This is a genomic window from Evansella vedderi (assembly GCF_030813435.1).
GTDB classification, from domain to species: Bacteria; Bacillota; Bacilli; order Bacillales; family Salisediminibacteriaceae; genus Evansella; species Evansella vedderi.
The window spans coordinates 139286-165453 of record NZ_JAUSUG010000014.1 but is presented as its reverse complement, the minus strand read 5'-3'; the positions used below and the strand labels follow the sequence as shown (position 1 = coordinate 165453).

The 26168-nt window shown below is 39.2% G+C and carries 26 protein-coding genes, 11 tRNA genes and 1 rRNA gene; 5 read left to right on the top strand and 33 right to left on the bottom strand.

The features are described from left to right. From J2S74_RS17375 to J2S74_RS17315, 13 genes are all read right to left on the bottom strand, one after another. Positions 1 to 65: ribosomal RNA gene (locus tag J2S74_RS17375) — 16S ribosomal RNA — on the bottom strand; the annotation flags it as partial. 147 nt (positions 66 to 212) lie between these two features. Further along, positions 213 to 289: transfer RNA gene (locus J2S74_RS17370), tRNA-Ile, on the bottom strand. Between the two features lie 54 nt (positions 290 to 343). Next, positions 344 to 417: transfer RNA gene (locus J2S74_RS17365), tRNA-Gly, on the bottom strand. Between the two features lie 74 nt (positions 418 to 491). Next, positions 492 to 568: transfer RNA gene (locus tag J2S74_RS17360), tRNA-Pro, on the bottom strand. A 38-nt stretch (positions 569 to 606) separates the two neighbouring features. Next, positions 607 to 683: transfer RNA gene (locus J2S74_RS17355), tRNA-Arg, on the bottom strand. 52 nt (positions 684 to 735) lie between these two features. After that, positions 736 to 822, bottom strand: a tRNA-Leu gene (locus tag J2S74_RS17350). 136 nt (positions 823 to 958) lie between these two features. After that, a tRNA-Leu gene (locus J2S74_RS17345) sits at positions 959 to 1043 on the bottom strand. 17 nt (positions 1044 to 1060) lie between these two features. Beyond that, positions 1061 to 1136, bottom strand: a tRNA-Asp gene (locus J2S74_RS17340). A gap of 48 nt (positions 1137 to 1184) precedes the next feature. After that, positions 1185 to 1260 (bottom strand) — tRNA-Val (locus tag J2S74_RS17335). A 7-nt stretch (positions 1261 to 1267) separates the two neighbouring features. Continuing rightward, a tRNA-Glu gene (locus J2S74_RS17330) sits at positions 1268 to 1342 on the bottom strand. A gap of 21 nt (positions 1343 to 1363) precedes the next feature. After that, positions 1364 to 1454 (bottom strand) — tRNA-Ser (locus J2S74_RS17325). Positions 1455 to 1462: 8 nt separating this feature from the next. Next, a tRNA-Asn gene (locus tag J2S74_RS17320) sits at positions 1463 to 1538 on the bottom strand. 117 nt (positions 1539 to 1655) lie between these two features. Beyond that, positions 1656 to 2135 carry a SprT family protein gene (locus J2S74_RS17315; RefSeq protein WP_307327839.1) on the bottom strand — a complete coding sequence of 160 codons (480 nt, stop codon included), beginning with the start codon at positions 2133 to 2135 and terminating at the stop codon, positions 1656 to 1658. Positions 2136 to 2347: 212 nt separating this feature from the next. Here J2S74_RS17315 and cmpA point away from each other — a divergent pair, with 212 nt between their 5' ends. After that, positions 2348 to 2476, top strand: coding sequence for a cortex morphogenetic protein CmpA (gene cmpA, locus J2S74_RS17310; protein WP_307327826.1), 129 nt, complete (start codon positions 2348 to 2350; stop codon positions 2474 to 2476). A 154-nt stretch (positions 2477 to 2630) separates the two neighbouring features. Here cmpA and J2S74_RS17305 read toward each other — a convergent pair whose 3' ends face one another. The 15 genes from J2S74_RS17305 to acpS all read right to left on the bottom strand — a co-directional run bounded on the left by J2S74_RS17305 (position 2631) and on the right by acpS (position 15362). Continuing rightward, entirely contained in the window at positions 2631 to 4823 is a 2193-nt protein-coding gene (locus J2S74_RS17305) for a Tex family protein (protein ID WP_307327823.1), read from the bottom strand. 185 nt (positions 4824 to 5008) lie between these two features. Continuing rightward, positions 5009 to 5614 (bottom strand): SpoIIE family protein phosphatase, encoded by a 606-nt coding sequence (locus J2S74_RS17300; protein WP_307327820.1) that lies wholly within the window; start codon positions 5612 to 5614, stop codon positions 5009 to 5011. Beyond that, positions 5614 to 6402, bottom strand: a complete 789-nt coding sequence (gene sigB / locus J2S74_RS17295; RefSeq protein ID WP_307327817.1) for an RNA polymerase sigma factor SigB — start codon at positions 6400 to 6402, stop codon at positions 5614 to 5616. Before sigB ends, J2S74_RS17300 begins: the two co-directional genes overlap by 1 nt. Then, positions 6365 to 6856 (bottom strand): anti-sigma B factor RsbW, encoded by a 492-nt coding sequence (rsbW, locus tag J2S74_RS17290; RefSeq protein ID WP_307327814.1) that lies wholly within the window; start codon positions 6854 to 6856, stop codon positions 6365 to 6367. The genes sigB and rsbW overlap by 38 nt, the downstream gene beginning before the upstream one ends. A 2-nt stretch (positions 6857 to 6858) precedes the next feature. Next, positions 6859 to 7188, bottom strand: coding sequence for an STAS domain-containing protein (locus J2S74_RS17285; RefSeq protein ID WP_307327811.1), 330 nt, complete (start codon positions 7186 to 7188; stop codon positions 6859 to 6861). Between the two features lie 53 nt (positions 7189 to 7241). Then, complete coding sequence (locus J2S74_RS17280) at positions 7242 to 8234, bottom strand: PP2C family protein-serine/threonine phosphatase (protein ID WP_307327808.1); 993 nt, start codon at positions 8232 to 8234, stop codon at positions 7242 to 7244. Positions 8235 to 8267: 33 nt separating this feature from the next. Further along, positions 8268 to 8669: an anti-sigma regulatory factor gene (locus tag J2S74_RS17275; protein WP_307327805.1), complete on the bottom strand. Its 402-nt coding sequence runs from the start codon at positions 8667 to 8669 to the stop codon at positions 8268 to 8270. Positions 8670 to 8673: 4 nt separating this feature from the next. Next, entirely contained in the window at positions 8674 to 9030 is a 357-nt protein-coding gene (locus tag J2S74_RS17270; protein ID WP_307327802.1) for an STAS domain-containing protein, read from the bottom strand. A 14-nt stretch (positions 9031 to 9044) separates the two neighbouring features. Further along, entirely contained in the window at positions 9045 to 9866 is an 822-nt protein-coding gene (rsbRA, locus tag J2S74_RS17265) for an RsbT co-antagonist protein RsbRA (RefSeq protein ID WP_307327800.1), read from the bottom strand. Positions 9867 to 10122: 256 nt separating this feature from the next. Then, positions 10123 to 10473, bottom strand: a complete 351-nt coding sequence (locus J2S74_RS17260; RefSeq protein WP_307327798.1) for a type II toxin-antitoxin system PemK/MazF family toxin — start codon at positions 10471 to 10473, stop codon at positions 10123 to 10125. A gap of 4 nt (positions 10474 to 10477) precedes the next feature. Further along, positions 10478 to 10756: a CopG family ribbon-helix-helix protein gene (locus tag J2S74_RS17255; protein WP_307327795.1), complete on the bottom strand. Its 279-nt coding sequence runs from the start codon at positions 10754 to 10756 to the stop codon at positions 10478 to 10480. A gap of 148 nt (positions 10757 to 10904) precedes the next feature. Beyond that, complete coding sequence (alr, locus tag J2S74_RS17250; protein WP_307327793.1) at positions 10905 to 12053, bottom strand: alanine racemase; 1149 nt, start codon at positions 12051 to 12053, stop codon at positions 10905 to 10907. Between the two features lie 224 nt (positions 12054 to 12277). Then, on the bottom strand, positions 12278 to 13324 hold the full coding sequence (locus J2S74_RS17245) for a LolA family protein (RefSeq protein WP_307327790.1): 1047 nt from the start codon (positions 13322 to 13324) through the stop codon (positions 12278 to 12280). Positions 13325 to 13342: 18 nt separating this feature from the next. Then, entirely contained in the window at positions 13343 to 14917 is a 1575-nt protein-coding gene (locus J2S74_RS17240) for an NAD(P)H-hydrate dehydratase (RefSeq protein ID WP_307327788.1), read from the bottom strand. A 91-nt stretch (positions 14918 to 15008) separates the two neighbouring features. Further along, a complete protein-coding gene (gene acpS / locus J2S74_RS17235; RefSeq protein WP_307327837.1) occupies positions 15009 to 15362 on the bottom strand; it encodes a holo-ACP synthase in 354 nt (117 codons plus the stop codon). Positions 15363 to 15619: 257 nt separating this feature from the next. On the opposite strand from acpS, the gene J2S74_RS17230 reads away from it, so the two are divergent. Then, positions 15620 to 16366, top strand: coding sequence for a rhomboid family intramembrane serine protease (locus tag J2S74_RS17230; RefSeq protein ID WP_307327785.1), 747 nt, complete (start codon positions 15620 to 15622; stop codon positions 16364 to 16366). Between the two features lie 270 nt (positions 16367 to 16636). Here the strand turns inward: J2S74_RS17230 and J2S74_RS17225 are convergent, their stop codons facing one another. Beyond that, a complete protein-coding gene (locus tag J2S74_RS17225; RefSeq protein WP_307327782.1) occupies positions 16637 to 17695 on the bottom strand; it encodes an ABC transporter ATP-binding protein in 1059 nt (352 codons plus the stop codon). Between the two features lie 547 nt (positions 17696 to 18242). Here J2S74_RS17225 and J2S74_RS17220 point away from each other — a divergent pair. Genes J2S74_RS17220 through J2S74_RS17210 form a run of 3 tightly spaced genes read left to right on the top strand, consistent with a single transcriptional unit; the run spans position 18243 to position 20587 of the window. Next, complete coding sequence (locus J2S74_RS17220; protein ID WP_307327779.1) at positions 18243 to 18398, top strand: cytochrome c oxidase subunit 2A; 156 nt, start codon at positions 18243 to 18245, stop codon at positions 18396 to 18398. A gap of 21 nt (positions 18399 to 18419) precedes the next feature. Then, positions 18420 to 18893, top strand: a complete 474-nt coding sequence (locus tag J2S74_RS17215) for a cytochrome c oxidase subunit II (protein ID WP_307327776.1) — start codon at positions 18420 to 18422, stop codon at positions 18891 to 18893. After that, on the top strand, positions 18890 to 20587 hold the full coding sequence (locus J2S74_RS17210) for a b(o/a)3-type cytochrome-c oxidase subunit 1 (protein ID WP_307327773.1): 1698 nt from the start codon (positions 18890 to 18892) through the stop codon (positions 20585 to 20587). The genes J2S74_RS17215 and J2S74_RS17210 overlap by 4 nt, the downstream gene beginning before the upstream one ends. Before the next feature lie 127 nt (positions 20588 to 20714). Here J2S74_RS17210 and rocF read toward each other — a convergent pair whose 3' ends face one another. The 4 genes from rocF to pruA form a co-directional block, all read right to left on the bottom strand. After that, entirely contained in the window at positions 20715 to 21617 is a 903-nt protein-coding gene (gene rocF / locus J2S74_RS17205) for an arginase (RefSeq protein WP_307327770.1), read from the bottom strand. Between the two features lie 47 nt (positions 21618 to 21664). Then, on the bottom strand, positions 21665 to 22570 hold the full coding sequence (locus J2S74_RS17200) for a proline dehydrogenase family protein (RefSeq protein ID WP_307327767.1): 906 nt from the start codon (positions 22568 to 22570) through the stop codon (positions 21665 to 21667). A 591-nt stretch (positions 22571 to 23161) separates the two neighbouring features. Further along, positions 23162 to 24355 carry an ornithine--oxo-acid transaminase gene (locus J2S74_RS17195; RefSeq protein ID WP_307327764.1) on the bottom strand — a complete coding sequence of 398 codons (1194 nt, stop codon included), beginning with the start codon at positions 24353 to 24355 and terminating at the stop codon, positions 23162 to 23164. 196 nt (positions 24356 to 24551) lie between these two features. Further along, positions 24552 to 26102, bottom strand: coding sequence for an L-glutamate gamma-semialdehyde dehydrogenase (gene pruA / locus J2S74_RS17190; protein WP_307327761.1), 1551 nt, complete (start codon positions 26100 to 26102; stop codon positions 24552 to 24554). Positions 26103 to 26168: the final 66 nt, after the last annotated feature.

Sequence of the window (26168 nt, the reverse complement as noted above, 5' to 3'; positions counted from 1 at the left end):
TCGACTTGCATGTATTAGGCACGCCGCCAGCGTTCGTCCTGAGCCAGGATCAAACTCTCCAATAAAGTGTTGAGCTTGATGTTCTGACATCAAAACCAGTTAAACTGGCTAATTTAAAAATTCATTGACGGGATATTCGATCGGTCGTATAAATACGACGTTCATATCCCACTTCGCTTGGCTTTTTGTTTAGTTTTCAAAGGTCAATTATATGGTGGGCCTGAGTGGACTCGAACCACCGACCTCACGCTTATCAGGCGTGCGCTCTAACCAGCTGAGCTACAGGCCCTCAAGCAACTTTTTAATTATATCACATACAATTAAAAATGCAAGAGGAAATTTATGGAGCGGGTGATGAGAATCGAACTCACGACATCAGCTTGGAAGGCTGAGGTTTTACCACTAAACTACACCCGCATAAGATTAAAATTTCATTTAAACTATCAACTTTGAAGCTTACATGCCTCTTCAGCGACTAGCGTAATATCGAATGGTCGGGAAGACAGGATTTGAACCTGCGACCCCCTGGTCCCAAACCAGGTGCTCTACCAAGCTGAGCCACTTCCCGATCATATAGAATAAATGATAGATTTATTAACTAAACTATGGCGCGCCCGAGAGGAGTCGAACCCCTAACCTCTTGATCCGTAGTCAAACGCTCTATCCAATTGAGCTACGGGCGCTTATTTATACACTTTTAATAGTATGCATTTAAATCATATCGGTGAAACCTTTTGGTGCGGTCGAGAGGATTTGAACCTCCACGGGGTTAACCCCCACTAGGCCCTCAACCTAGCGCGTCTGCCGTTCCGCCACGACCGCAAAAATGACTATGTTAGTAATGAGCAGAAATATATTATTTCATAATCACTTGATAAAAGTCAATGTTTTATCCGTGGTAGTTTATGGTAATAAACTAACTGGACGCACTTCATACAAATTGCACCGTTATAAAAACTGGTGCGGGTGAAGGGAGTCGAACCCCCACGTCATAAGACACTAGATCCTAAGTCTAGCGCGTCTGCCAATTCCGCCACACCCGCAAAAAAAAAAAAAAAAATGGCGGTCCCGACGGGAATCGAACCCGCGATCTCCTGCGTGACAGGCAGGCATGTTAACCGCTACACCACGGGACCACTGGAGCTATTTAAGAAATAAACAAACGCCACAAGAGCGTTTATAAATGGTGGAGGATGACGGGCTCGAACCGCCGACCCCCTGCTTGTAAGGCAGGTGCTCTCCCAGCTGAGCTAATCCTCCACATTATTGGTGACCCGTACGGGATTCGAACCCGTGTTACCGCCGTGAAAGGGCGGTGTCTTAACCACTTGACCAACGGGCCAGTTTCAAAAATCTATGATACTGGCGGAGAAGGAGGGATTTGAACCCTCGCGCCGCTTACACGACCTACACCCTTAGCAGGGGCGCCTCTTCAGCCACTTGAGTACTTCTCCAAAATAAATGGCTCCACAGGCAGGACTCGAACCTGCGACCGATCGGTTAACAGCCGATTGCTCTACCAACTGAGCTACTGTGGAACGGTTGTCTTTTTTAAAGGACTTTTTAAATTATACTTAAATGCCCCTTCATTGTCAAGACGTTTTATTTTTTGTCGCTTGTTCATCAGCGACTTTTATAATTTAACACAATAAGATTTACTCGTCAACATTCTGCAAAGAAAAAGTTTTTACCATTTTTATCCTTCCTTTGCACTTTCCACAAACATATTTACGAGTATCAAATCGCCTTTTTCTTTTAAAGGTTATTCCACATTGCTTACATTCATATACATATAATTTTTTTACCACCCTTCTTGCATTAGGTAGGGTTTGACAGAAACGAGATCCCCCTACTTCCTTAAGCAGCACCTTAAAGTCTTTATCTTTATGCTGATAACCTCGCCCTTCTAGGTGAAGGTGATAATGACACAATTCATGCTTAATGATTTTCACTAATTCCTCTAACCCATAATAACTATATTGTTTTGGGTTTATTTCAATATGATGTGTGTTCAAAGAATAACGTCCGCCAGTAGTTCGCAATCGTCCGTTAAAAAATGCTTTATGTTTAAAAGGCTTCTTAAAATCATTTTCTGATATAGATTCTACTAGCTTTTGCAATTCTTCATCAGACATAGTTGCTTCACTATTTTCGTTCATCCTAATTCCCCCAAATCCCCTAAAATAAATAGACTTTGTTAAAACTTGTTATTGATTTCCGCTCTATGTGCTTGCTTCCCCGGTGAATTTATTTTTTTCTATAAAGAATGATAACAAAGACAAACCCAAATACATATAGATATTAATACTAAAAAGTTTTTTACAAAAGGAAGGAAGGAGGGACTAGTATGCCTTCTTGGCTTCAACGGCAACTTCAAGAGGCCTACCAACGTAAAGATTTGCAGCGAGTGCAGCTGTTGAACCAATGCTGGTTTTATTATAAAAAGTCAGTGCCAGCTTCCTCATCTAAAGCATAAGTAATATAACTTTTATATAAATTTAATAGTACCGTATCTAAATATGTTAGCTTATCTTCAAGGATTTCACCACTTTGATACTTATCCCATAAATTACGGTACACGAGAAAAAACTACGGTAATCCGTAGTTTTTTCTAATAATATCTATTTATTTTACGAAGATGTAGCTATCTGTGATTTCGGCTGCAGCATGGTAAGGGCGATACGGCCTTTTTTCATATCCACACTATCTACCCAAACGGTAACTACATCCCCAACAGAAACAATTTCCATAGGGTGTTTAACAAAACGATTCGTTAATTTTGAAATATGAACAAGTCCATCTTGCTTTACGCCAATGTCTACAAATGCGCCAAAGTCCACAACATTTCGGACTGTACCTTGAAGCTCCATCCCAGGTGACAAATCTTCCATTGTCAAAACGTCGGTTTTTAGTATTGGCTTTGGTACATCATCACGTGGGTCTCTTCCAGGTCTGGATAGGGCGTCTAAAATATCCTTTAATGTAGGAACACCGATATCAAACATCTGTGCCAATTGATCTGCCTGAACCGTTGCCACTTTTTCTTTCACTAATTCTTTACCTAGATCATCCACAGTAACCCCTAGGTGTTCCATTATCTTTTTAGTAACAGGATAACTCTCTGGGTGGATTCCCGTTCGATCAAGTGGTTGGTTTCCATCAATAATTCTTAAGAAACCAATACACTGTTCATATGTCTTTGCACCAAGACGGGGAACCTTCTTTAATTGACTCCGATTCGTATACTTCCCTTCCTCCTCACGATGCTTTACAATGTTATTGGCAACAGCCTTTGATAAGCCCGATACATATTGTAATAAGGAAGAAGACGCTGTATTCACATTTACCCCAACCTTATTAACTACTGTCTCGACAACAAATGTTAAAGAGTCATTAAGCTTAGATTGGGTAACATCATGCTGGTATTGCCCCACCCCTACAGATTTAGGGTCAATTTTTACTAACTCCGCTAATGGGTCCTGAATTCTCCTTGCAATGGAAACGGCACTTCTCTCCTCTACCTGCAAATCAGGAAACTCTTCCTTCGCGAGCTTCGATGCGGAATAAACACTTGCCCCTGCCTCATTAACAATTAAGTAGAATAACGGTTTATCCATCTCTTTAATTAAATCAGCAATAAATTGCTCCGTTTCTCGGGATGCTGTACCATTTCCTATAGCAATCATCTCTACATTATACTGCTCGATATATGCTTTGACCTTTTTCTTTGCTTCCTCTACTTGATTTCTAGGTGGTGTAGGGTAAATAACATCAATCGCAAGCATTTTTCCCGTTTCATCTACAACAGCCAGTTTACATCCTGTCCGATAAGCTGGGTCCACCCCTAAAATGATCCGATCCTTTAAAGGCGGTTGTAGAAGCAGGTTCCTTAAGTTCTCAGAAAAAATATGGATGGCTTGCTCCTCGGCCTTTTCCGTTACTTCATTGCGAATTTCCCTTTCGATGGAAGGCTCTATTAACCGCTTATAACCATCCTCGATGGCATTCAGCAGCTGCTCCTTAGCAACTGTTGACTTTCCATCAAAAACACGCTTTTCTATCCAAGTAAGGATACGTTCCTTCGGAGCAACAATAGAAACCTTTAATACATCTTCCTTTTCCCCACGATTTAAGGCAAGTACACGGTGGGGGACAATTTTCCTAACCTCTTCAGAGTAATCATAATACATTTCAAAAATCTCTTTTTCATCCTCCGCCTTACTTTTCTTCTCTGAAGCTATTTTTCCTTCTGTATAAGTCATGTGTCGTATTTGCTTTCGTATTTCCGCATCGTCTGATAAATATTCACTTATAATATCCTGAGCACCTTGAATAGCTTCCTCTGCTGTATGTATCTCATGTTCTTCATTAATATATTTTTCGGCTTCCTCAGAAACAGACCCCTCCGTTGGTAATGCAAACATCCATTCCGCTAATGGTTCTAGTCCCTTTTCCTTTGCAATCGTTGCTTTCGTCCGACGCTTTTGTTTATAAGGTCTATATAAATCCTCTACTTCCTGTAGCTTCGTTGACTTTTCAATACTTTCTCTTAGCTCAGGAGTAAGTTTCCCTTGTTCCTCAATTAAACGAATAACTTCTTCTTTTCTATTAGATAGGTTTAATCCATAATTCCAAGCTTCAAGTATATTCCTAATTTGTTCCTCATCCAATCCACCAGTTAACTCCTTACGGTACCTTGCAATAAAAGGAACGGTATTTCCTTCTTCGGACAATTGAATGACACTTTTTACTCTTACCGGTTTCAATTGAAGCTCTTTTGTAACAAGGGAAAGGATTGTTTTTTGCTGATCTGTCCATTCCATATTTCCTAACCTCCAAATCATCTATTCATTCTTACATTTTGGGATTAATAAAACTTGTATCCTTTATTTGTACTCCATTGATTATACTCCAAAGGACCTTGAAGTTAAACAACATGAAAAAAATACGTCAGCTACATAAATATTTTGAGGGTGAGTCAAAAGAATCTTTTGACTCACCCTCTTATTCATAAATTTATTTTCCCTACAACTATTGTGGTATCGTCCTTAAAATCCATGTTTAAATCTACTAAATGTTGAATTGTAGTTTTCGTTGAATTCATTTTTGTAAAATAGGAATGGTAGACGGGATTAAAGATTAATCCATCGGTATATAAAATAAAAGACATCTCTTGTTCTAGGTATATTTTTTGGATACGAAAATCCTGCTTTTTCCCAGATAAATAGCCCCTAGAAGGGATTGGCCTAGTAAGTTTTCCCGAAGGATCATAAAAAATACAACCAATGTTACCTACATTACTATAAGTAATTTGGCAGTCATTTATGTCTATTTTCAAAATGGCCAGTACAGCGCCGCGTTTATTGAAAAGAACATTATTGCATTTTGCCATTAAAGACTCCACATCTAAATGGTGATTTTCCTTAATGGTTTCAATTGCAGCTTCTGAGGCTTCAGCAGCTTCTTCACCACTCCCTAATCCATCTGCGACAGCACAGACGACATAGTCCTCCGTCTTTTCAATAAGGAGTGAATCTCCCGAACACCAATTACCTTTTTTAGCAGCTTTGAACGTACTAATATCTATTCCATTTAACTGTTCATGATGGATCATTACAGACACTCCGTCGGTTCTACTCGAATAGATTCTCTTAACTTCTGAAGGGCTCGACGTTGTAGACGGGAAACATGCATTTGGGAAATACCTAACTTTTCACCTGTATCCTTTTGGCTCATATTTTCGAAATAGGTTAGGACCAAAATTTCCTTTTCCCTTTCAGTCAGTACAGAAAAAGCTTTTTCTAACAATAAATGTTGATCCGTCTTCTCGTAGCCGTCATCATCAGCACCAACCAGGTCTAGGAGAGTAACAGCACTTCCCTCATCATCCGCCTCAATGGACCTATCCACAGAAAGGGCCTGGTAGCTTTTACCCATTTCCATTGTTTCTAATACTTCTTCCTCCGAAACACCAATATGTGCTGCTATTTCTTCTACACGCGGAGAACGTTGAAGCTCCGTTGTTAGAATTTCTACTGCATTTTTAATTTTGGGTCCAAGCTCCTTGATCCTCCTCGGAACGTGTACACTCCATGTTTTATCCCGAATAAAACGTTTAATCTCACCAACTATCGTTGGAACGGCGAATGATTCAAAGCTCCTTCCATAGGATGGATCAAACCGGCGAAAGGCCGCTAAGAGCCCTATCATTCCAACTTGAATTAAATCTTCGTCATACCGTTGCCCTCTGGAAAATTTCCGCGCAAGGGCGTGAACAAGACTTTCAAATTCTAATACAAGCTTGGTTTGGATTTCCTCATCCCCTGTTTTTTGAAACTCCTCAATCAACTCCATTATATCCTCTTTACTGATTGGGAGCTTCCTTTGAGATTCCGTTGCCATTTTGTTCCACCTCACCTCTTTGAAGGAACTTAGTCATTGCAATGACGACCCCTGAATCTCCACTAATCTCCACTTTATCCATTAATGTTTCAATTAAAAATAGACCAAGACCTCCTTCCTTCAATTCTTCTATCGGTTGATTGGCAGCAATAGGTCCTTTTCCATTTTTAAAAGAGTCCACATCAATGGGTCCACCACGGTCTGCGACAATTAGTTCTAATCGATCAGCAAAAACACCGCATTTCAACAGCATGACTTGCTCTTCTTCCTTATCATCATACGCATGATTAACAACATTTGTACACGCTTCTGCTACGGCAATTTTGATATCTTCAATATCGTCATAACTATAACCTAATCTATTGGCTATTCCTGAAACGGTCAGTCTCACAACGCCGACATATTCTGGCTTAGCCGGCATTTTTAGTTCAATTAGATCAGAAATTTGGGCCATACTTAAACTTCCTCCCTCTGGTCTGAATCTATATCCATCACTTCATCCAAACCAGTAATTTCAAATAATCGTTTCACTCGAGCATTGGCACCGATCAACTTTAAACTGCTATTAGATTTATCAGACGCTTTCAACGCGCCAATAAAAATCCCTACACCAGTACTATCAATATAATTGACATTAGATAAATTAACAATAATGGCAGCATTCGGCTTTTCCGCTAACGGGATTAATTTTTCCTTTAACAAAGAAGCTGTATAAACATCTACTTCCCCGTTTAACAAGACATGTTTCTCCTGCTCTTCCTCACGTACATCCACTTGTAAATTCATCTTATCCCCCCTGGACAATCCATATCTGTTTAATTACCCTGCTTATGAAAAAGTTAAACATTTCGACGTAAAATAAGAAGAGTAAAATCGTCCTTTAATTGAAAGTCCTGCATTCTTTCTAGCTCTCGAAATACTTGCTCAGCCATCAACTGCGCCGGAAGATGCTTATATTTCCCTATTAATTGAGAAACATCTTTCCGCTCTATAAACTCTCCATTAACCCTTGTTTCCGTTACACCATCTGACAGGAGTACTACAAAATCCCCCGGCTCCAGCTTTAAAGAAGATTCGTGATACTGAACTTTTGGAGAAACCCCAAGTACTATCCCCTTAGTCTTCAAATCATGAAAGGTATTGGTTGCCGCTTCATAAAAAAATCCCGGTTCATGTCCCGCACTGGCAAAATAAAAACGATGTGATTTTGGGTCATAGGAACCATACACCATCGTAATAAACATATCACTATCAATATTCCGTTCTACAACCCGATTTAAGTTTTCTAATAAAGCTGCAGGCTGCAATCGTTGCTCCGGAATACTATCCATGGCGTATTTAATCATGGACATACACATGGCAGCAGGAATCCCTTTTCCAATTACATCTGCAACAGCTACACCAATATGACCTTGCTCATCTACAATATAATGATAGTAGTCTCCGCTCATCTTTCCTGCTGGAACACTAGTTACACCAAAATCAACTTCATCTACTTTTAATTCTTTGCTCGGCAATAACGATTGCTGCATTCTAGCAGCTACATTTAATTCTGACTCCAGTTGGCGTTGGCGATCTCGTAAACTTAAATGCTCCCGATGAGCTAAACCATAACCAATCATTACCTCTAATAAGAGATCAAAGGAATCTATTACCTCTTCCGGAAGATCCTCTACTATTTCCTTAAAAACGGATATATGAAGACTGACCATTTCTTCCGGTGATAAATCCTTCACCATCATTTCTTTACTAAACTGTTGCGCAGAGTATAAGGTGTGCTCACTTTTATTTCTTAAGTAATTCGTCAGCATTTCTTTATATAATTGATACATAGAAATTTCGTACTTCTCTATAATAGGCACCCCCTAGCGCAACCACTTTATCGCTGAAATTGTTGTACCATTGTTAACCTCTGAATCAATTGTAAAATCATCCATTAAACGTCTGACACCAGGAAGGCCTGCCCCTAATCCTCCTGAAGTAGTAAAACCATCCTCCATCACCTTTCGAACATCCTTTATTCCAGGGCCTTGATCAATAGCCGTAATTTTAACACCCCTTTTATTTGCATTCGATACTTCCTCAATATAGATTTGACCTTTGTTCGCATATAGATAAATATTTCTCGCAAGCTCCGAAATAGCCGTAGTGATTCTAGCTTGGTCCACTGAGCCAAAACCAATTTCACGGGCAAGCTTTCTTCCCGCTTGACGTGCTGCAACGATTCCCCATTCACTATTTATATCCACATGGGTTTGCACTTGCATGAGATCAACCCTCCAATTCAAGCTGGAGTCTATCTAACCCCTGCTCTAGGTCCAATGCAGTAGGGACATCTTCTAGCATAATTCCCATATCAATTAATGTGATAGCAACGGGCGGTTGGATCCCGGTTAATACCACCTTTGCACCCATTAAATTAGACATATCTACTACATCTCCCAGTACTTTGGCAATAAAGGAATCGATCATCTCTACGGAAGTAAGGTCTATAACGACCCCACGTGAGCCTTCCTCATGAATTTTGCTTAATACATCCTCCTGAAACTGGAGAGCTGTTTTATCATCTAGTTCCACTTGTACAGATATTAATAAATAATCACGCAACTTCAATATTGGGATACGCAAGCTTACTACCTCCTTCAGCCTTCCATCTCAACAATTTGCCTTTTTGTCATTTCTAATGCTGTTTCAATTCCTTTTTTCAATGTACTCTTTGTTGGAAACTTATTTAAATTGATACCAAGATTAACAATTGTTTGCGCTATTTCAGGGCGAATTCCAACAAGGATACACTTTGCCCCTACTAATCTAACAGCCTCAGAAGCTTGAATAATATGATGGGCTACCATTGTATCCACCACTGGGACACCGGTAATATCAATTAAAACGACTTCAGCTCGATGCTCAATAACACCCGTAAGGAGATTTTCCATAATGTGTTTTGCCCTTTCCGTGTCTATCGTTCCGATAAGAGGCATCACACTAATCTTATCCACCACCGGAATAAGAGGTGCGGATAATTCCTTTAAGGCCATTTTTTGGAGGAAAACAGTATTTTCCCAAGAGCCTGAGTATTCATTTACGAGAAGATTTACTATTTCATCGATCCAATTCTCAATTTCTTGTAATAACTCAATACTATCATTGTAATCCGTTTCACTTTTTGATAGAGTGGCAACTGTAATTTTCCTAAACTCTTGTAATCCGCGAGTAATATAATTTAAGGGCCACCCTAACTGTATTAATCTTTCTGTAAACGGCACTAAGTCTGCATGGTCATTTGTTTGATTTTTTACTGTGGAAAGCAGCTTGTCTACAAACTCCCGGTTTGTATTTTCATACATAGCATCTGTTATGTTCTGTAAAGAGTCCTCTGTTCGAAACTTTGGTATTTCCTCTAACCATTGATCAATAATAGATTCCTTATGTTTGAATATAATATGGCTTATGTTTGCATTCATCCAAGCTTTCCCTCACTTTTCACTAGGAATGTATAATCTTATTATTTCATTGATTAAATTTGTTTGCAACGAATCCACTGTTATTTTATGCACCTATTAAAGAAAGCAGAAGCGCTATATGTATAATACTCCTAAAGGGGATTTTACAGACAGTTTTTTAATCTTTATACATAAAAAAAGCTACTGAATTTTTCAGTAGCTTTTTATCATCCAACGGAATCCACTTGCGTTAGAACCCGCTGGCTTTAGGACAATGTCAAAAGTCAATCAAGCCTAAACTAATTTTCAAGGCATCATTCACTTTTGCCATCATATCATCGTCCAAATGTGTTATTTTGTCTGTTAAACGTTGCTTATCAATTGTGCGAACCTGTTCTAATAATATGACCGAATCCCGGTCAAACCCATATCGTTTCGCGTTAATCTCAACGTGAGTCGGCAGCTTCGCTTTTTGAATCTGGGCTGTGATAGCAGCAACAATAACCGTTGGACTAAAGCGATTACCAATATCATTTTGTATAATTAATACTGGCCGGATCCCACCTTGCTCTGATCCAACAACGGGTGAAAGGTCTGCAAAGTATACATCACCACGTTTTACTATCAATCCTTTACACCCCACTAACTAAGCGATCCAACGTGTGCTCGGCTTCCTCCTCAGCAAGAAAGGCTTCCGTTGCAATATTAAGATTGATCTTTGCCATCTCCATGTAACCTTGTTGCATCGTTTCACGTATTAGTTGTTTCTTATGCTCTTTTAAATACATTCTTGTAGCTTGATGGATAATTTCACTACGATTTACATTTTGTCGTTCTAGCAAGCCGTCTAGTTCATTTACTAAATCTTGCGGTAAGCTCACCATTATTTTTTTTGTGCTCTCTTCAGACACAAAAAACACCTCCAGCGCAGCATCGACCATTTTTTTTATCCTATACTATCATATCACTTGAAACAGTGTATTGCAAAGCAACATTTAAAATGAGCCATGAATATTATTCGTCAAAAAACTTCAAATTCCTTTTAAAAATATTTAGTTTCTAGTGTTTATTATGTTTTAAATATATTCGCGGGACACGATACCCTATTATACATGGAACTTCATAATTAATTGTATTTAATCGCTTAGCAATTTCATCCACAGGTATAAGTTCTTTTCCTTGTCTTCCAATCAACGTTACCTTTGTACCAATTTCTACCGGATTTGACAATGAAATCATCATTTGGTCCATACAAATTCTTCCCACAATTGGGACACGTTCTCCATTAACGATGACATCTCCGCCTCCGTTTGCCCGTATCCATCCATCAGCATAGCCAATTGGAACGGTTCCAATCCATTCACCTCCAGTTGTCTTGTAGGTCGCCCCGTAACTGACACCACTTCCTGCAGTCATTTTTTTAACATGTGTAATACGACTGTGAAGGGAAAAGGCTTCTTTAAGGGGAAAAGGAATGAGATGTTTTATTTCTTCTGATGGTGATAAGCCATACATCGAAATGCCAAACCGTACCATATTAAAGCATTCATCGGAAAAACGTAAAGCTGTAGCACTGTTTCCACAATGTTTCAAAGGTATTTCCTGTCCCCATTCCTGCTCAAACCAACGGATCATTGTTTCAAAAGTATTTTGCTGCTTCTTTAAATAAGTGGTATCAATTTCATCCGCTGTAGCATAATGCGTAAAAATACCTTCTACTTGGAATATAGGATGTTTTTTCAATATATCGATTAAAGGATTTCCTTCCTCCTTCGTTCTTATACCTAATCGTCCCATTCCAGTATCAATTTTTATGTGACATTTGAGAGGAACGGTTTCATGTCCCAAGAAAGTGACTGCTTTTTCTACCCATTCCCTTTGAAAAACAGTAAGCATAATATTTTTTTCTGAGGCTAGTCTCACATTTTCTGGCGCAACATAACCTAGCACTAAAATGGGCGCATTAATTCCAGCCTCCCTAAGGGCTAGAGCTTCATCTAATATAGCTACACCTAAATAAGTTGCCCCCGCTTCAAGAGCGGCCCTTGCCACTTCTACATCACCATGGCCATAACCATTTGCTTTTACAGCGGCCATAATGTGAACTCCATTGGGGAGGATAGTATTCATTTGTCGGATATTATGCTGTATTGCATCTAAATCTATCTCAGCCCATGTATCTCTATAAAAATTTTTCGTCGGATACAAAAAACTCTCCCCCCCCTCAAACAATTAAAACATTCCTTATAATCTTTCTTATCATTATTATACCGAATCATACATGTGTCAAATATGAAAACCTGTCAACAAGCTCTTAGCATGTTGACAGGTTTTCATAAATACAGGGTTACCTTCCACCACCCGTTTTTGAGAGTCGAGCGGCGAGAAGGTAACAACTGTCATATTTTCATTGTATTACCGCTTCTTTCATCCTACTTCTGTTCAGTTCCATATACGCTTCTTGCTATTGCCATGATATCTGCCTCATCTAGATATTGAGATGCTAGGAAGAAGTCAGTTCCTTGATAAGACCATGTGATGGATGTTGTATCTCCATCCTTTGTCATAATAGCCTTAGTAAATCCAAGATCCACTAATTGTCCATTTGATACGCTAACTGGTGTACTTGCGTCAACCCAGCGGCTTTTTTGCTGGATAATAGTAAATGGCTGATCTCCATCATAGGAAATAATGACACGCTTTCCATTTTCCGTTTCAACTTCAGTTTGACTAGGATACCCTGTACCTTGTGGCTCATATAGTGGATAGAATACAGTAAAGGAGTCATCTTTCTCCTCAACACCCTCTTCCCCTTCGGCCATTGTTGGAATGTCCATATTCAATTGTGCCGCAGTCATGTTACGGTCCATGTCAAAGTCACCTTCATTGAACGTTGCATTCATTTCAAACGTAGTGAATTCTAATTGTACAAGTGGCTTTAAATCCACATCCATAATTTTTACAGAGGCAGGTGTTAAATCTTTTTTATTTAACATAATTTCCTGCTGATTTAAGTTTTTATTTGTGTAATTTGTGTTCGTTTGGAAAACATAATGCTCTTCTGTTGCTGAAAATGAACGTTCAGGATCCATTAAAATATCATTAATCAAAGACTCATAGAGATAAACTTGGCTATTATTTTCTGGCCAGTCACTTTGAAAACGGAAACTCTTATTTAAGGCAGGAGTTAGGACAAAAACACCTTCGTCATTTCTTAATATAATTTGACTTGGTTCATCTTCATCATTGCTTAATGCAACTCGATATGATGTTGGGTGTTTATACCACACCTCTACCTGATACGTTTGTGGCTCTTCCCCAGTTTGAAGGGTCATTTCAGCTTCAGCCTTGTACCCTGTCAACTCATCTAATGTTTTATCAAGATCTTCAATTACGTCTTCCTGAGTCTTCTCTCCACAAGCAGCTAGCACCATCGTAAAAGCTACAGCTGCTACGAGTAAGGAAATGATTTTCTTCATTTACTCAACCCCTCTGTCTCATTTCGACGACAAAGGAGGGATATAATCGTTACGAGGGTAACGTAAGGAACGGAGCACCATAGGTAACCTCTCTACCACATCTGTAGCGGTCACACTTATTATATCGTGTGTTTCTACTAGCACATCAGCAGTTTTCCCATGAATGTAAACAGCATTTGTTAAGGCTGCTGTTACATTTCGGTGTTGAAGAAGAAAGGCCAGGATAATTCCTGTTAATACATCGCCAGATCCACCTTTAGCAAGGGAAGCATTTCCAGTTGTATTGATCCATTGATCCCCGTTAGGACTAGTAATAATTGTGTAAGGACCTTTCAATACAACATACATCTGATAGACTTCCGCAAAATCTTTAGAAAGTTGAAAAGGACACTTTTGTACTTCACTAATGGATGTGCCTATTAATCTAGCCATCTCCCCTGGATGAGGAGTAATAATGGTCGGACCACCTTTTCGATCTTCTTTCCATTTCCCCAATTCATTGGAAAGATGGTATAAACCATCTGCATCAATTACTAAGGGACCTTTGTAATCATTGAAAGAGCTAAACAAAGAATAGGTTTGTGTTCTTCCAAGACCTGGTCCAATGGCAATTGCATCATAATCATTTAATCCTATCTCCTGTGAAAAATTAGAGGTTTTCACCTCACCATTTTCACATCCCAAAGGAAGAAAGGTAGCCTCTGTCGTTTTTTGAGAAACAATAAAGTGGATATTATTTGGAACAGCTAATGTGGTTAATCCTGCACCAGACCGAAGACAAGCTTCTGTTGTCAAAACAGGCGCCCCTGTCATTTGGAGTGACCCACCAATAACTAACGCTTTTCCAATCGACCCTTTATGGGCGTCTGGCATCCGCTTCGCAAGCGTTCTTTGTACGTCTTCCTCTGTTATTAATTTCCGCTTTATCCTTTGTTCCTCAAAAGCCTTTTTTGGAATCCCAATATCAAGAACACTCATTTTCCCATAATTAGCCGCTAATGGGTAAAGAAATCCACTCAGTTTTGGAGCTTGAAAGGAAAAGGTTTCATCAGCTTTTACACTATTTTCACTCCTTTCCCCCTCCTTACTTGATGTCCCACTAGGAATATCAACGGAAATAACTCTTCCCTTTACTTCGTTAATTTTTCCTATTAGCTCTGAATAGGGAGCCTTAGGTTCTCCCGATAATCCAGTACCTAAAAGGGCATCAATAATAACGGAATAGGCTCTAAGCTTTTCGTCCACAGCTTTTTTAAGGTAAAGCTCTTGATAGGAAGTCCATTGATAGCCTGAGTGCTCATAGATTCGTTTATGAGCCAGTGCTGTGCTACATATTTTTTCCTCCGGCGGAATAACCCACACGTCCACATTGCAGCCAGCTTCCTTTAATATTCGACCGATAACAAAGCCATCTCCACCATTGTTTCCTTTTCCGATCAGAACGACAACCTTGTCTTCCTTTGAAAGCTTAGGAATTAATTGACGGCAAAAGGCCTGGCCGGCACTTTCCATTAGTACTTCTTCCTTCAAACCGATTTCATTCATGGTATAGCGGTCAATTTGGTGCATTTCCTCACCTGTTACCACGTACATTAAACTTTCCCTCCCATCCGCACTAACACTATATGAGGCTGTCCATCACAATATGCAGACTAGCAGTGACAAGCTGCAAGAAATTTATCAATTACTCCTCTAAAACCACTTGTGCCGCAGCATAATTCTGTGTATGAGTAATGGATAAATGGATTTTTTGATTAATTTTTTCAGAGACAATATAGGGTTTTCCTTTTTCATCGTTTAAAATATGTATATCTTGAAAGGATAAACTTTCCCCAATGCCACTCCCATTCGCTTTCGCCAAAGCTTCCTTCGCCGAAAATCTCCCTGCCAAAAATTCTATTTTTCTCCTGTCAGAAAGAGTTTTAAAATAGGTTAATTCCCTTTCCGTTAATACTCTATTTACAAAAGAGGATTGTCGTTCATAAAGTGAACGAATACGATCCATTTCAACCAAATCTAAACCAATTCCCGTAATCATTGGTTTCGCCACACTCCCCTTAATAATTATTTAGCTTTGTTAAATTTTGATGTTGATTTTCGTTTCAAGGCGCTTGCTTTCCGCGGGCAACGCTGTTTCAAAATCAACACTTTCCTTTAACAGAGACAATTATTTTAATAGTTTCTCTTTAACACTTTTTCCTTTGAATTTATTTATTTTTTCTAATTCCAATAATAGGCTGATTTATATAACATATGTTAGAATGAGAAGGAATTCATTTCTAAAGGAGAATTTTTATGTTTATTCGAAATGAAAGCTTTGATACTTTTATAAAGTCTTATAAAGTTGTTACCACCCTTGTTGCTATTCATCTTATTTTACACCTTTGGGGTATGTTTTTCCCTCTATTGGGTGGAGATGCTTTATACCGCTATGGAGTTGGACATAACTTTTTTATTTCTCAAGGGGAGTATTGGCGTCTAATTACCCCTATCTTTTTACATGGATCCATCCCACATGTACTCTTTAATTCCTTTTCTCTTGTGTTGTTTGGGCCTGCTCTAGAGCGGATGCTTGGAAAAGGAAAGTTTATTACGGCATACTTCTCCGCTGGTATATTAGCAAATATAGCTACTTATTTATTGCAAGGTCCCTTTTATGCACACTTAGGGGCCTCAGGAGCCATTTTTGGTCTTTTCGGTATCTATTTATATATGGTTTTATCACGTCGAGATTTAATCGATCAAGCTAATTCACAAATTATCGTTACCATTCTTGCCATTGGTATTATTATGACCTTTGTTAATCCAGGAATAAATATCCTTGGTCACTTATTTGGATTAATTAGCGGTGCTGCTATCGCACCGCTAATTCTTCGAAATGTACGAAGGGAACATTTCTTTCGACAAATACATGATACTGATGAAGTAACCTTTGACCCAAATCGTTGGCAAAAGAAAGCAAGGAATAAAAAGCGAAATAAACTTATTTTCTCTGTAGTAGGTGTCATTTTGCTCCTGCTTTTCATATCTCAATTTATATAACAGTTATTCACAAGAGAGAGTCGATCAATTTTTTAATCGCCTCCCTTTTTTTGGTTTTTTTCGTAAACTTTGTTGCTTTTTGAGCTAAGCTTGGAGAAGCGAAAGGCGGCGACTCCAGCGTTGCCCACAGGACGTGGGCTGCCCTTAGGCGTAATTGGTCCGCCTGTAGCGGATCCAAGCTAAAAATTTATTGCTAAAAACAACAATCTTTTAGAAAAGAGCCTTTATAAAAAATACAGCTAACTCATAGAGTTAGCTGCTGAGTCTTTTCTATTCTACTAGTGCAATAAGCTCTGGTTTTATATCAAAGGAAACGACGGAACCAACTTCTAACTCTTGTTCGATTGGTGCATAGATTAGCATAGGTTCCTTTGATAAGTGTGGTTCATTGTGGAGACGGACATATAACTCTTGATATTCCCCACCGTAAGTCACTCTATCAATAACGCCACAATATTTACCTTCTTCTGTTAAACGGCAACCTTCAGGGCGTATAGACAATTTAACCGTTTCTAAGCGCTCTTTCCATTGTTCAGGTAAACAAACTTTACCTATATGTGTATGGATGTGCTTTTGGTCATCATCCATGAATCCTGTTAAAAGATTTGTTTTCCCCACAAATTGTGCTACGAAACAATTCTTGGGACAACGATACATTTCTTTAGGTGATGCAATTTGTTGTATAATACCGTCCTTCATAACGACAACACGATCAGATACAGCAAATGCATCCTTCTGATCATGCGTAACCATAATGGCAGTAGTGTTGGCTTTTCTTAAGATGTTGGTCACATCGAAACGCATTTTCTCACGTAAGCCCGCATCTAAGTTACTAAATGGTTCATCCATTAAAACCACATGAGGTTTCGGAGCTAAAGCCCTCGCCAAAGCAACTCTTTGCTGCTGTCCACCAGATAATTGAGTAGGATAACGATTCCCATAATCCTCCAACCCGACTAATTCTAAAACCTCTTTTGCACGCTTCTTTTTCTCGAAGCTGCTCCATTTATTTAATCCAAACATAACATTCTTTAAAATTGTCATATGTGGAAAAAGTGCATAATCCTGAAAGACCATTCCAATTCCCCGTTTTTCTGGAGGTACAGAGTGACTCTCACTAAATACCTCTTTCCCATCAATAGAAATAGAGCCTTTACTTGGATGTTCAAAACCAGCAATCATCCGAAGAGTCGTCGTCTTACCACAGCCACTAGGCCCTAACAAAGTAATAATTTCCCCTTTATTAATGGACAAGTCTAGCGAAGTAACAGCTGGATCAGATGAGCCCGCAAAGTATTTAGTTAGATTTTTTAATTCTATAAAACTCATACATCCTACCTCCCAGTAGATCGTGGTTGGTCTTAACTTTAAAGAAGTTGATAGCAATGTAGAATAGAGTACTTTCACTCATTCTATATTAGAAACTTTCTAAATTTATAATTATTAAAAATTAGTTGAGAATGATTTTCATTACTATAGAGATTATATCACAGGATTTTTTTTTACGTCAACGGAGTTCAAAACCTTGTCACAAACATTTTTTAAACTTTGTATCTTAATAAATTTATATTTACTCCATTTTCCATATATCTTCATTTATTAACTTCTATCCTAAAAAATAATAATCTGGTTGTTCGTTGGCTACACCCCTCTCCCTTACAACTGATAAAAAAATTTTCAAACTCTTTGATGTAAACGCAGGACGTAAGCTGCTTTAATTCCTTATTTTGGTTAACAACACAGCGATAGTGCAAATGTATAATTTTTACAAATTTTCACGAATTCTTCACAAAATGATATCCATCACACTTCGTTCATCCTTTATGATTAGTTCGTGGGGAGTAATTCAGTTCGATTTACAGAGAGGGGGGGCACAATGAGTAAATCTAATCTGAAGACGAAACAAAGCAATGTGTCTACGAAAGAAGATAATTCAGAGTTAAGAGGTACATTGACATTCGTAATGTTTATAGGGTCATTTATATTCATTTCGTGGTTCGCAATCTTTTTCTTATATCTTGGACGTCTTTAAAAATGAGGAGGGTTAAACTCAATGCATTTACACAAATACGAAAAAATATGGTTATCCTTCGGGATAGGTTCATTAATATTATTTCTTGCCATATTAGGAGTTTCCGCTTTTGCTTTTGGACATCATCCTCCTAGTGAAATGGCAACAGTAGATTCACAGAATTTAAGTGAAGATCCAATATTCTCTAATCCTGGTTTAGAGGAAATAGGCGACAATAGATATAGAGCGGTATTAATAGCCCAAGCATTCGGATACAATCCATCTAAAATTGAAGTTCCTGAGGGGGCTACTGTGGAATTTCTCGTTACTAGCAGCGATGTCATTCACAGCTTTACCATTCCAGGGACGAACGTTAACTTTATGGTAACTCCTGGGCATGTTAATTCCGCTGAATATACATTTAGGGAATCCGGGGAATACCTAGTTATCTGTAACGAATATTGCGGTACAGGTCACCAATTCATGCAAATGGTAATTGAGGTGGTTCCACAATGACACAATCAAACTTAGCATTTAAACAAACAAAAATAGAAGAACCTGGACTTCATCCTAAAGACAGCCGAATTGCGATGGTTCATGTCTCCGTAGCATTTGTCGCCTTCCTTCTCGGGGTATTTGGAGGGTTATTACAAGGGCTTGAACGTGGAGGAATGATTCAACTTCCAAGCTGGCTCGGCTATTATCAAATTCTTACTGCACACGGGGTATTATTAGCACTTGTTTTTACCACTTATATTATTTTTGGATTTCTCTTTGCAGGAATGAGCAAAACTCATGGAACATTTACTGATGGATTGAGAAAACTAGGTTGGACCGGCTTTTCTATTATGTCCATCGGTACAGTGCTTGCTACAATAATGATTTTAACAAACCAAGCTTCTGTCCTTTACACTTTCTACGCACCACTACAGGCACATTGGCTTTTCTATGTAGCATTAGCACTATTCGTAGTAGGAACTTGGCTTTCTGGATCGGCTCTTTTAACTCACTATTATAGATGGAAAAAAGCCAACCCTGGTCAACCGACACCTTTATTCGGGTTTATGACAACAGCAACCATCCTTTTATGGATTATAGCTTCTATTGGAGTTGCGACAACAGTGTTATTTCAATTAATTCCATGGGCATTAGGTTTAACAGATGAGATAAACGTTGTCCTTAGTAGAACACTTTTTTGGTATTTCGGCCATCCACTTGTTTATTTCTGGATCATGCCTGCTTATATGGTTTGGTATTTAGTAGTACCTAAAATTATAGGAGGGCGATTATTCAGTGACTCATTAGCACGATTAGCTTTTATTTTATTCTTACTGTTTTCCATTCCAATTGGTTTTCACCATCAATTAATGGAAGCTGGGATTAGTGAATTTTGGAAATTTACACAAACAATACTAACCTTTGTTGTTATCGTTCCTTCTTTATTAACTGCCTTCTCCATTTTTGCCACGTTTGAACAAACAGGCAGACAAAAGGGCGGAAAAGGGCTATTCAACTGGATTAAAAAGCTCCCATGGGGAGATGTCCGTTTCTTTGCACCGTTTATGGGGATGATTGTGTTTATCCCGGCTGGTGCTGGGGGAATAATCAATGCAAGCTTTCAGTTGAACTCTGTTATCCATAATACCCTTTGGGTAGTTGGTCATTTTCACTTAACTGTAGGGACAACCGTTTTACTTACCTTCTTCGGTATGGCTTATTGGTTAATACCAGTACTTACAGGACGTCGATTCACAAAGCATGCTAACCGATGCGGAATGGTTCAAACTTGGTTATGGACAATAGGTATGTTCCTCATGTCTGGAGCAATGCACATTCTTGGACTATTTGGGGCACCAAGAAGAACTTCTTATACAACATACCAAGACCACCCACAAGCTTTACAGTGGTTTGAAGGCATCTTTGCAAGTCATATAACAGTGGCCATTGGTGGGGTAATATTAACTGTTGCAGGTGTTCTTATGTTCTATAACTTTATTTATCTAGGGTTCTTAGCACCTAAAGGAAAAACAGAGTTCCCTATTACACCTGCTCCACTCGACACGCCAAATACTCCAAAGTATTTGGAAAATTGGAAGCTTTGGATTGGAGTTGCCATTCTTCTTATCCTATTTGCTTATACGATTCCTATTTTCCACATGATTGTTGACGCACCACCCGGATCACCAACCTTCGGGAATCTTATTAAGTAAAAATTAGAGGATGTCTTACAAGTCAATTTTTCAACATGCAAAAAGTTTATACCTTTTAACTTTTAAAAAAGACAGCAAGCTTTCCGCCGCTCAACCTAAACTAGCGGCGGAAGTCCTCGCTGTCTTTTTATAATAACTTTTCTCCGAATAGGGAGCCTATAAGTCCTACTGCTGCTTCTGCTGTTTGGTTTTTTATATCTAATATTGTGTTAACTTCTACAAATTCAGCGGATGTAATAATTCGTCTTTCTGCTAACATTTCCATTGCTAAATGGGCTTCACGATAAGTTGTTCCCCCTACAACTGGAGTTCCCACTCCTGGTGCATGCTGTGGGTCTAGAGCATCTAAATCCAAACTTAAATGTACACCATCAGTATTGCGAGTAACATGCTTAATGGCCTCTTCCATTACATTGGTCATTCCCAATCGATCGATTTCATGCATCGTGTAAACCCTGATACCCTTTTCCCGGATGAGCTCTTTCTCCCCATCATCTAGGGAACGAGCACCGATAATTACAATGTTTTCAGGTTCGATTTTCGGTGCATAACCACCAATCTCTGTTAATCTAGAATGTCCAATACCTAGGCTAATAGCTAGTGGCATTCCATGGATATTGCCAGAAGGGGAGGTTTCCCCGGTGTTTAAATCTCCATGTGCATCAAACCAAATAACGCCAAGATTTTCGTATTTATTCGCCACTCCAGCTAACGTACCAATGGCAATACTATGGTCCCCCCCTAGCACTAAAGGAAAATCTCCTTCGTCAACCACCTTAGACACGGAATCAGCTAATAGGGCATTTGCTTTAACTACTTCATCTAAATCCTTTAAATTTTCGTCGTTTTTTATGTCATATTGTGGAGGTCGTCCTATTTCAATATCTCCCCGGTCAACAACACCATAATCTAACTTTTTCAAACGTTGAATGACACCGGCATATCTCATGGCACTTGGTCCCATGTCTACACCACGACGAGTTTGGCCTAAATCCATCGGCACACCAATAATAGAAATCTTTTTTTTCAAGATGCTTACACATCCTTCCTTTAAAGATAGACAAAGCTTTAATGTAACTACTTAGAGAAGAGTCCTTGTAAAGCAAAGCGAACATTTTGTGGACGCTCCGCTAAACGACGCATAAAGTATCCGTACCAATCCTCACCAAACGGGACATAAATTCGCATTGTAAAGCCTTCATCAGCGATCTGCTTTTGTAATTCAGTACGAAAACCATATAGCATCTGAAACTCAAATTGATCCTTTGAAATTCCATTTTCCTTCGTAAACGTCTTTACTTCTTCAATAATTCTATGGTCATGTGAAGCAATAGCAGTATAGCTACCATTTAGCAAATGAACTTTAATAATATTTAAATAATTTCTATCAACATCTTCTTGTTTTTGATAGGCTACTTCTGGTGACTCTTTATAAGCTCCTTTTACTAAACGAAGATTAATCCCCTTTAAATTACGGACATCTTCTTCTGCACGGAAAAGATAGCTTTGTATGACCGTACCAACATTATCAAAGGATTGGCGTAGCTCTTGTAATATATCTAACGTTTCCTCTAAATGGGAATAGTCTTCCATATCTATACGAACGAAATTATTATGCTTTTTCGCAGTTTCCAAGATTCGAAGCATATTATCACGACAAAGGTTGCGATCCACGTCTAAACCTAATGAAGTAAGCTTAAGTGAAAGATTACAATTAACGCCAGTCTCTGCAATTGCATCCAATGCGCGAATACAATGATCAGCAGATTCAATGGCTTCCTCCCGGCTATATACAAACTCCCCTAGATGATCAACAGTACACACTAGTCCCTGTTTATTTAACTTTTCTACCGTTTCCATTGCTTCTTGGATTGTTTCTCCTGCAATGACTTGTTTTGCTCCAAGCTTTGGCCCCCATTTCATAGCTCTTTTTTTTACAAAATTATTTTGGGATAAAAACAGGAAAAAATTTCTCGTTATCATCACCCTTCAACCCCTTTCCCAATCACGCTTTCTTCTTTGAGAATTGTGCTTAACAAAATAAAATCATCGTCTACCCTGTAAATAGGTGGCACAAAAGATCGCACTTTATCTTTTGTGCCACCGAAGCAATGAGCGAAGCCGCCGCAACCTTTACAAAGGTATCTATGAGCGCTCTTCTCATAGATACCGCGCGGCGAGAGGAGCCGTTGCCGGCACTGTGTTGGTATTCGCTGCAATATTGATCTTGTATTTTCATGCTCCATGGTGCTTCTACTTGCAAGGAGGTCTACCGTAAAAATACAAATCTTGTTGTTCATTCGCTACGGTCCGCTCGCTTTCCGTGGGTGACCTGCCAAGCCTCCTCGCGAATTCGTCGCTGTGGGGTCTTGGCTAGGTCATTCTCCCACAGGAGTCTCACGGACCTTCGCTCATTCCAATGCAGACTAAAATTTTCATACTCCATGGTGCAAATATCACTTGCATGGAGGTCTAACACTAAAATAACAAATGGGAGACCCGTTTTTACACGAAGTCTCCCTGATAGAGGTTTCTTCCGGCAACAGGTTAGTAATCTATTATGTCATTGCCTTTTTAGTTGGAAAGAACTGTTTTCACTCGTTCAATTGCCCAATCTAAATCCTCTTGCGAAATGACTAAAGGAGGGGCAAATCGAATGACATTTTCGTGGGTTTCTTTGCAAAGAAGCCCTAGCTCCTTAAGCTTTTCACAATATGGTCGGGCTGGTCCATTCATCTCAACTCCAATGAATAATCCCCTTCCCCGTACCTCTTTAATTTTATCGTTTTGAATACTCTTTAGTTCTTTCATGAAGTGTTCTCCTAGCTTCAAAGACCTTTCCACTAGGTTTTCCTCTTCGATTACGTCTAAAGCCGCAATGGAAACGGCAGAAGCTAAAGGATTCCCACCAAAGGTTGAACCATGAGATCCAGGTTCAAATACACCAAGAACATCCTCATTGGCGGCAACAACGGATATAGGCATAACTCCGCCACCAAGGGCTTTTCCTAAAATGTATACGTCTGGTTCTACGTTCTCCCAATCACACGCGAACATTTTCCCAGAACGGCCTAAGCCAGCTTGAATTTCGTCGGCAACGTACAACACATTATTTCCTTTACATACATCGTACGCTTCCTTCAAAAATCCTTCTGGCGGAATGTTAATGCCTGCCTCCCCTTGAATCGGCTCAAACAAAAAGGCAGCAGTATTAGGAGTGACGGCCTCCTTTAATGCACCAATATCTCCAAATGGAATGACTTTAATACCTGGCAACATTGGACCAAAGTCTTTTTTATATTCTTCATTAGAGGATAAGGAAACGGCAGTCATCGTTCTGCCATGAAAATTGTCTTCACACACGATAATCTCCGCTTGATCTACAGGAACACCTTTTACACGATAGGCCCAACGTCGTACAGCTTTTACCGCTGTTTCTACCGCTTCTGCACCAGTATTCATCGGTAATACCATGCTTTTACCTGTGAGATTGGAAACCTTTTCATAAAAGAGACCTAATTGATCATTATGAAAAGCACGGGAAGTTAACGTAATACGGTCTGCTTGATCCTTTAACGCTTGAATTATCTTTGGATGGCGATGCCCTTGGTTCACCGCTGAGTAGGCACTCAGCATATCAATATAGCGATTTCCTTCTGGATCCTCTACCCAAACTCCCTCTGCCTTGGAAATAACAATTGGAAGGGGATGATAGTTTCTCGCACCATATTTTTCTGTTAAAACAATAATTTCTTTCGTTCTACTCATAAGCAATCCCCTTTCAAGCCCTTTAAAAAAGGATAATTTATACAAGATATTATTCTAATCGTCTAGCAAAAGTGAGGATAAATCAGGCAACGCTGGAGTTGCCGCCTTTCGCTTCTTCAAGCTTTTTTAAAAAAGCAACAAATTTTACGAAAACAGCCTCACTAAAACACTGCCTAATTATCCCTTTTAGATGCTATTAAAAAGTTTCAGATACTGTTTTTGGTTGCAAGAAGTGAAGTAAGTAGTCTGGTCCACCAGCTTTCGAATCTGTACCAGACATATTAAATCCACCAAATGGGTGATACCCAACAATCGCCGCCGTACATCCACGGTTAAAGTAAAGGTTACCTACATGGAAATCTTGACGAGCTTGCTCTAAGTGAGCTCTATTATTGGAGATTACAGCACCAGTTAAGCCGTACTCTGTGTTGTTTGCGATTTTGATTAGCTCATCAAAATCTTTCGCTTTCGCGAAGGCAACAACTGGTCCAAAAATCTCCTCTTGCATTAAGCGAGCTTCAGGGTCTACATCAGCAAATACGGTTGGCTTTACAAAGTAGCCTTGTGAATGGTCCCCTTCTCCTCCAGCCACTAATCTACCTTCTTCTTTTCCAATTTCAATGTACTTCATTACTTTATCAAAAGCTGCTTGGTCATTTAGAGGTCCCATGAAGTTAGAGTTATCTTCAAAAGTAGGTCCTACAGTCAGTTCCTTAACACGGGCAACTACTTTTTCTAATACTACATCATATACATCTTCATGAATGACTGCGCGTGAACAAGCAGAACATTTTTGCCCTGAGAAACCAAATGCAGAATAAGTGATCGCTTCCGCTGCTAGGTCAAGATCCGCCTCGTTATCAACAATGATTGTATCCTTACCACCCATTTCAGCAATAACACGCTTCATCCAAATTTGACCTTCTTGAACGACAGAAGCACGTTGTGCAATTCGAAGCCCTACATCCTTTGAACCTGTGAAATTAATAAAACGAGTTTTTGGATGATCTACTAAATAGTCACCAATAACAGAACCACTACCAGGAATATAGTTTACTACTCCTGCAGGAAGTCCTGCTTCCATTAATACTTCCATAAATTTATAAGCAACAACTGGTGTAGTAGTTGCTGGCTTTAATAGAATTGTGTTACCAGCTACAACTGGGCCTACTGTTGTTCCAGCCATAATAGCAAAGGCAAAATTCCAAGGAGAGATAGTAATCCCAGTTCCTAATGGTATATAGTTGAACGTGTTATGTTCAATTGGACGAGAGTTAATTTCAATTCCATCCTTTAAGCGAAGCATTTGACGAGCATAGTATTCTAAGAAGTCAATTCCTTCGGCAGTATCTGCATCTGCTTCCTTCCATGGCTTACCTGCTTCATAGGAAAGCCATGCAGAAAATTCATGCTTACGGCGTCGGATAATTGCGGCCGCACGGAAAAGAATGTTGGCACGCTCAGCAGGATCCCACTTTCTCCAAGATTCAAATGCTTTGTTAGCAGCTTGCATTGCTTTTTCCGCTAGTTCTTGGTCTGCTTTGGAAACGTATCCAATTACTTCCCCCCTATTAGCCGGGTTCTCGGAAACGGTTTTATCTTCCGTCATGACTTTTTCTCCACCAATAATTAATGGATACTCTTTCCCTAATTCACTTTTCACTAAATCTAATGCTGCTTTATATTCTTTTACGTTTTCTTCCACTGTGAAGTCAGTAAATGGCTCATGTTTGTAAGGTACTACCATGGATAAATCCACTCCTTTTTATACTTTTTTGATTATTTTTTTACACTATATTATCTTGCAAGTATT

What these genes read in the sequence shown, in the direction of transcription:
- J2S74_RS17315 (WP_307327839.1), bottom strand. Translation starts at nt 2,135, where the DNA reads ATGTCTGATGAAGAATTGCAAAAGCTAGTAGAATCTATATCAGAAAAT.
- cmpA (WP_307327826.1), top strand. Translation starts at nt 2,348, where the DNA reads ATGCCTTCTTGGCTTCAACGGCAACTTCAAGAGGCCTACCAACGTAAA.
- J2S74_RS17305 (WP_307327823.1), bottom strand. Translation starts at nt 4,823, where the DNA reads ATGGAATGGACAGATCAGCAAAAAACAATCCTTTCCCTTGTTACAAAA.
- J2S74_RS17300 (WP_307327820.1), bottom strand. Translation starts at nt 5,614, where the DNA reads ATGATCCATCATGAACAGTTAAATGGAATAGATATTAGTACGTTCAAA.
- sigB (WP_307327817.1), bottom strand. Translation starts at nt 6,402, where the DNA reads ATGGCAACGGAATCTCAAAGGAAGCTCCCAATCAGTAAAGAGGATATA.
- rsbW (WP_307327814.1), bottom strand. Translation starts at nt 6,856, where the DNA reads ATGGCCCAAATTTCTGATCTAATTGAACTAAAAATGCCGGCTAAGCCA.
- J2S74_RS17285 (WP_307327811.1), bottom strand. Translation starts at nt 7,188, where the DNA reads ATGAATTTACAAGTGGATGTACGTGAGGAAGAGCAGGAGAAACATGTC.
- J2S74_RS17280 (WP_307327808.1), bottom strand. Translation starts at nt 8,234, where the DNA reads ATGTATCAATTATATAAAGAAATGCTGACGAATTACTTAAGAAATAAA.
- J2S74_RS17275 (WP_307327805.1), bottom strand. Translation starts at nt 8,669, where the DNA reads ATGCAAGTGCAAACCCATGTGGATATAAATAGTGAATGGGGAATCGTT.
- rsbRA (WP_307327800.1), bottom strand. Translation starts at nt 9,866, where the DNA reads ATGAATGCAAACATAAGCCATATTATATTCAAACATAAGGAATCTATT.
- J2S74_RS17245 (WP_307327790.1), bottom strand. Translation starts at nt 13,324, where the DNA reads ATGAAGAAAATCATTTCCTTACTCGTAGCAGCTGTAGCTTTTACGATG.
- J2S74_RS17240 (WP_307327788.1), bottom strand. Translation starts at nt 14,917, where the DNA reads ATGTACGTGGTAACAGGTGAGGAAATGCACCAAATTGACCGCTATACC.
- acpS (WP_307327837.1), bottom strand. Translation starts at nt 15,362, where the DNA reads ATGATTACGGGAATTGGTTTAGATTTGGTTGAAATGGATCGTATTCGT.
- J2S74_RS17230 (WP_307327785.1), top strand. Translation starts at nt 15,620, where the DNA reads ATGTTTATTCGAAATGAAAGCTTTGATACTTTTATAAAGTCTTATAAA.
- J2S74_RS17225 (WP_307327782.1), bottom strand. Translation starts at nt 17,695, where the DNA reads ATGAGTTTTATAGAATTAAAAAATCTAACTAAATACTTTGCGGGCTCA.
- J2S74_RS17220 (WP_307327779.1), top strand. Translation starts at nt 18,243, where the DNA reads ATGAGTAAATCTAATCTGAAGACGAAACAAAGCAATGTGTCTACGAAA.
- J2S74_RS17215 (WP_307327776.1), top strand. Translation starts at nt 18,420, where the DNA reads ATGCATTTACACAAATACGAAAAAATATGGTTATCCTTCGGGATAGGT.
- J2S74_RS17210 (WP_307327773.1), top strand. Translation starts at nt 18,890, where the DNA reads ATGACACAATCAAACTTAGCATTTAAACAAACAAAAATAGAAGAACCT.
- J2S74_RS17200 (WP_307327767.1), bottom strand. Translation starts at nt 22,570, where the DNA reads ATGATAACGAGAAATTTTTTCCTGTTTTTATCCCAAAATAATTTTGTA.
- J2S74_RS17195 (WP_307327764.1), bottom strand. Translation starts at nt 24,355, where the DNA reads ATGAGTAGAACGAAAGAAATTATTGTTTTAACAGAAAAATATGGTGCG.
- pruA (WP_307327761.1), bottom strand. Translation starts at nt 26,102, where the DNA reads ATGGTAGTACCTTACAAACATGAGCCATTTACTGACTTCACAGTGGAA.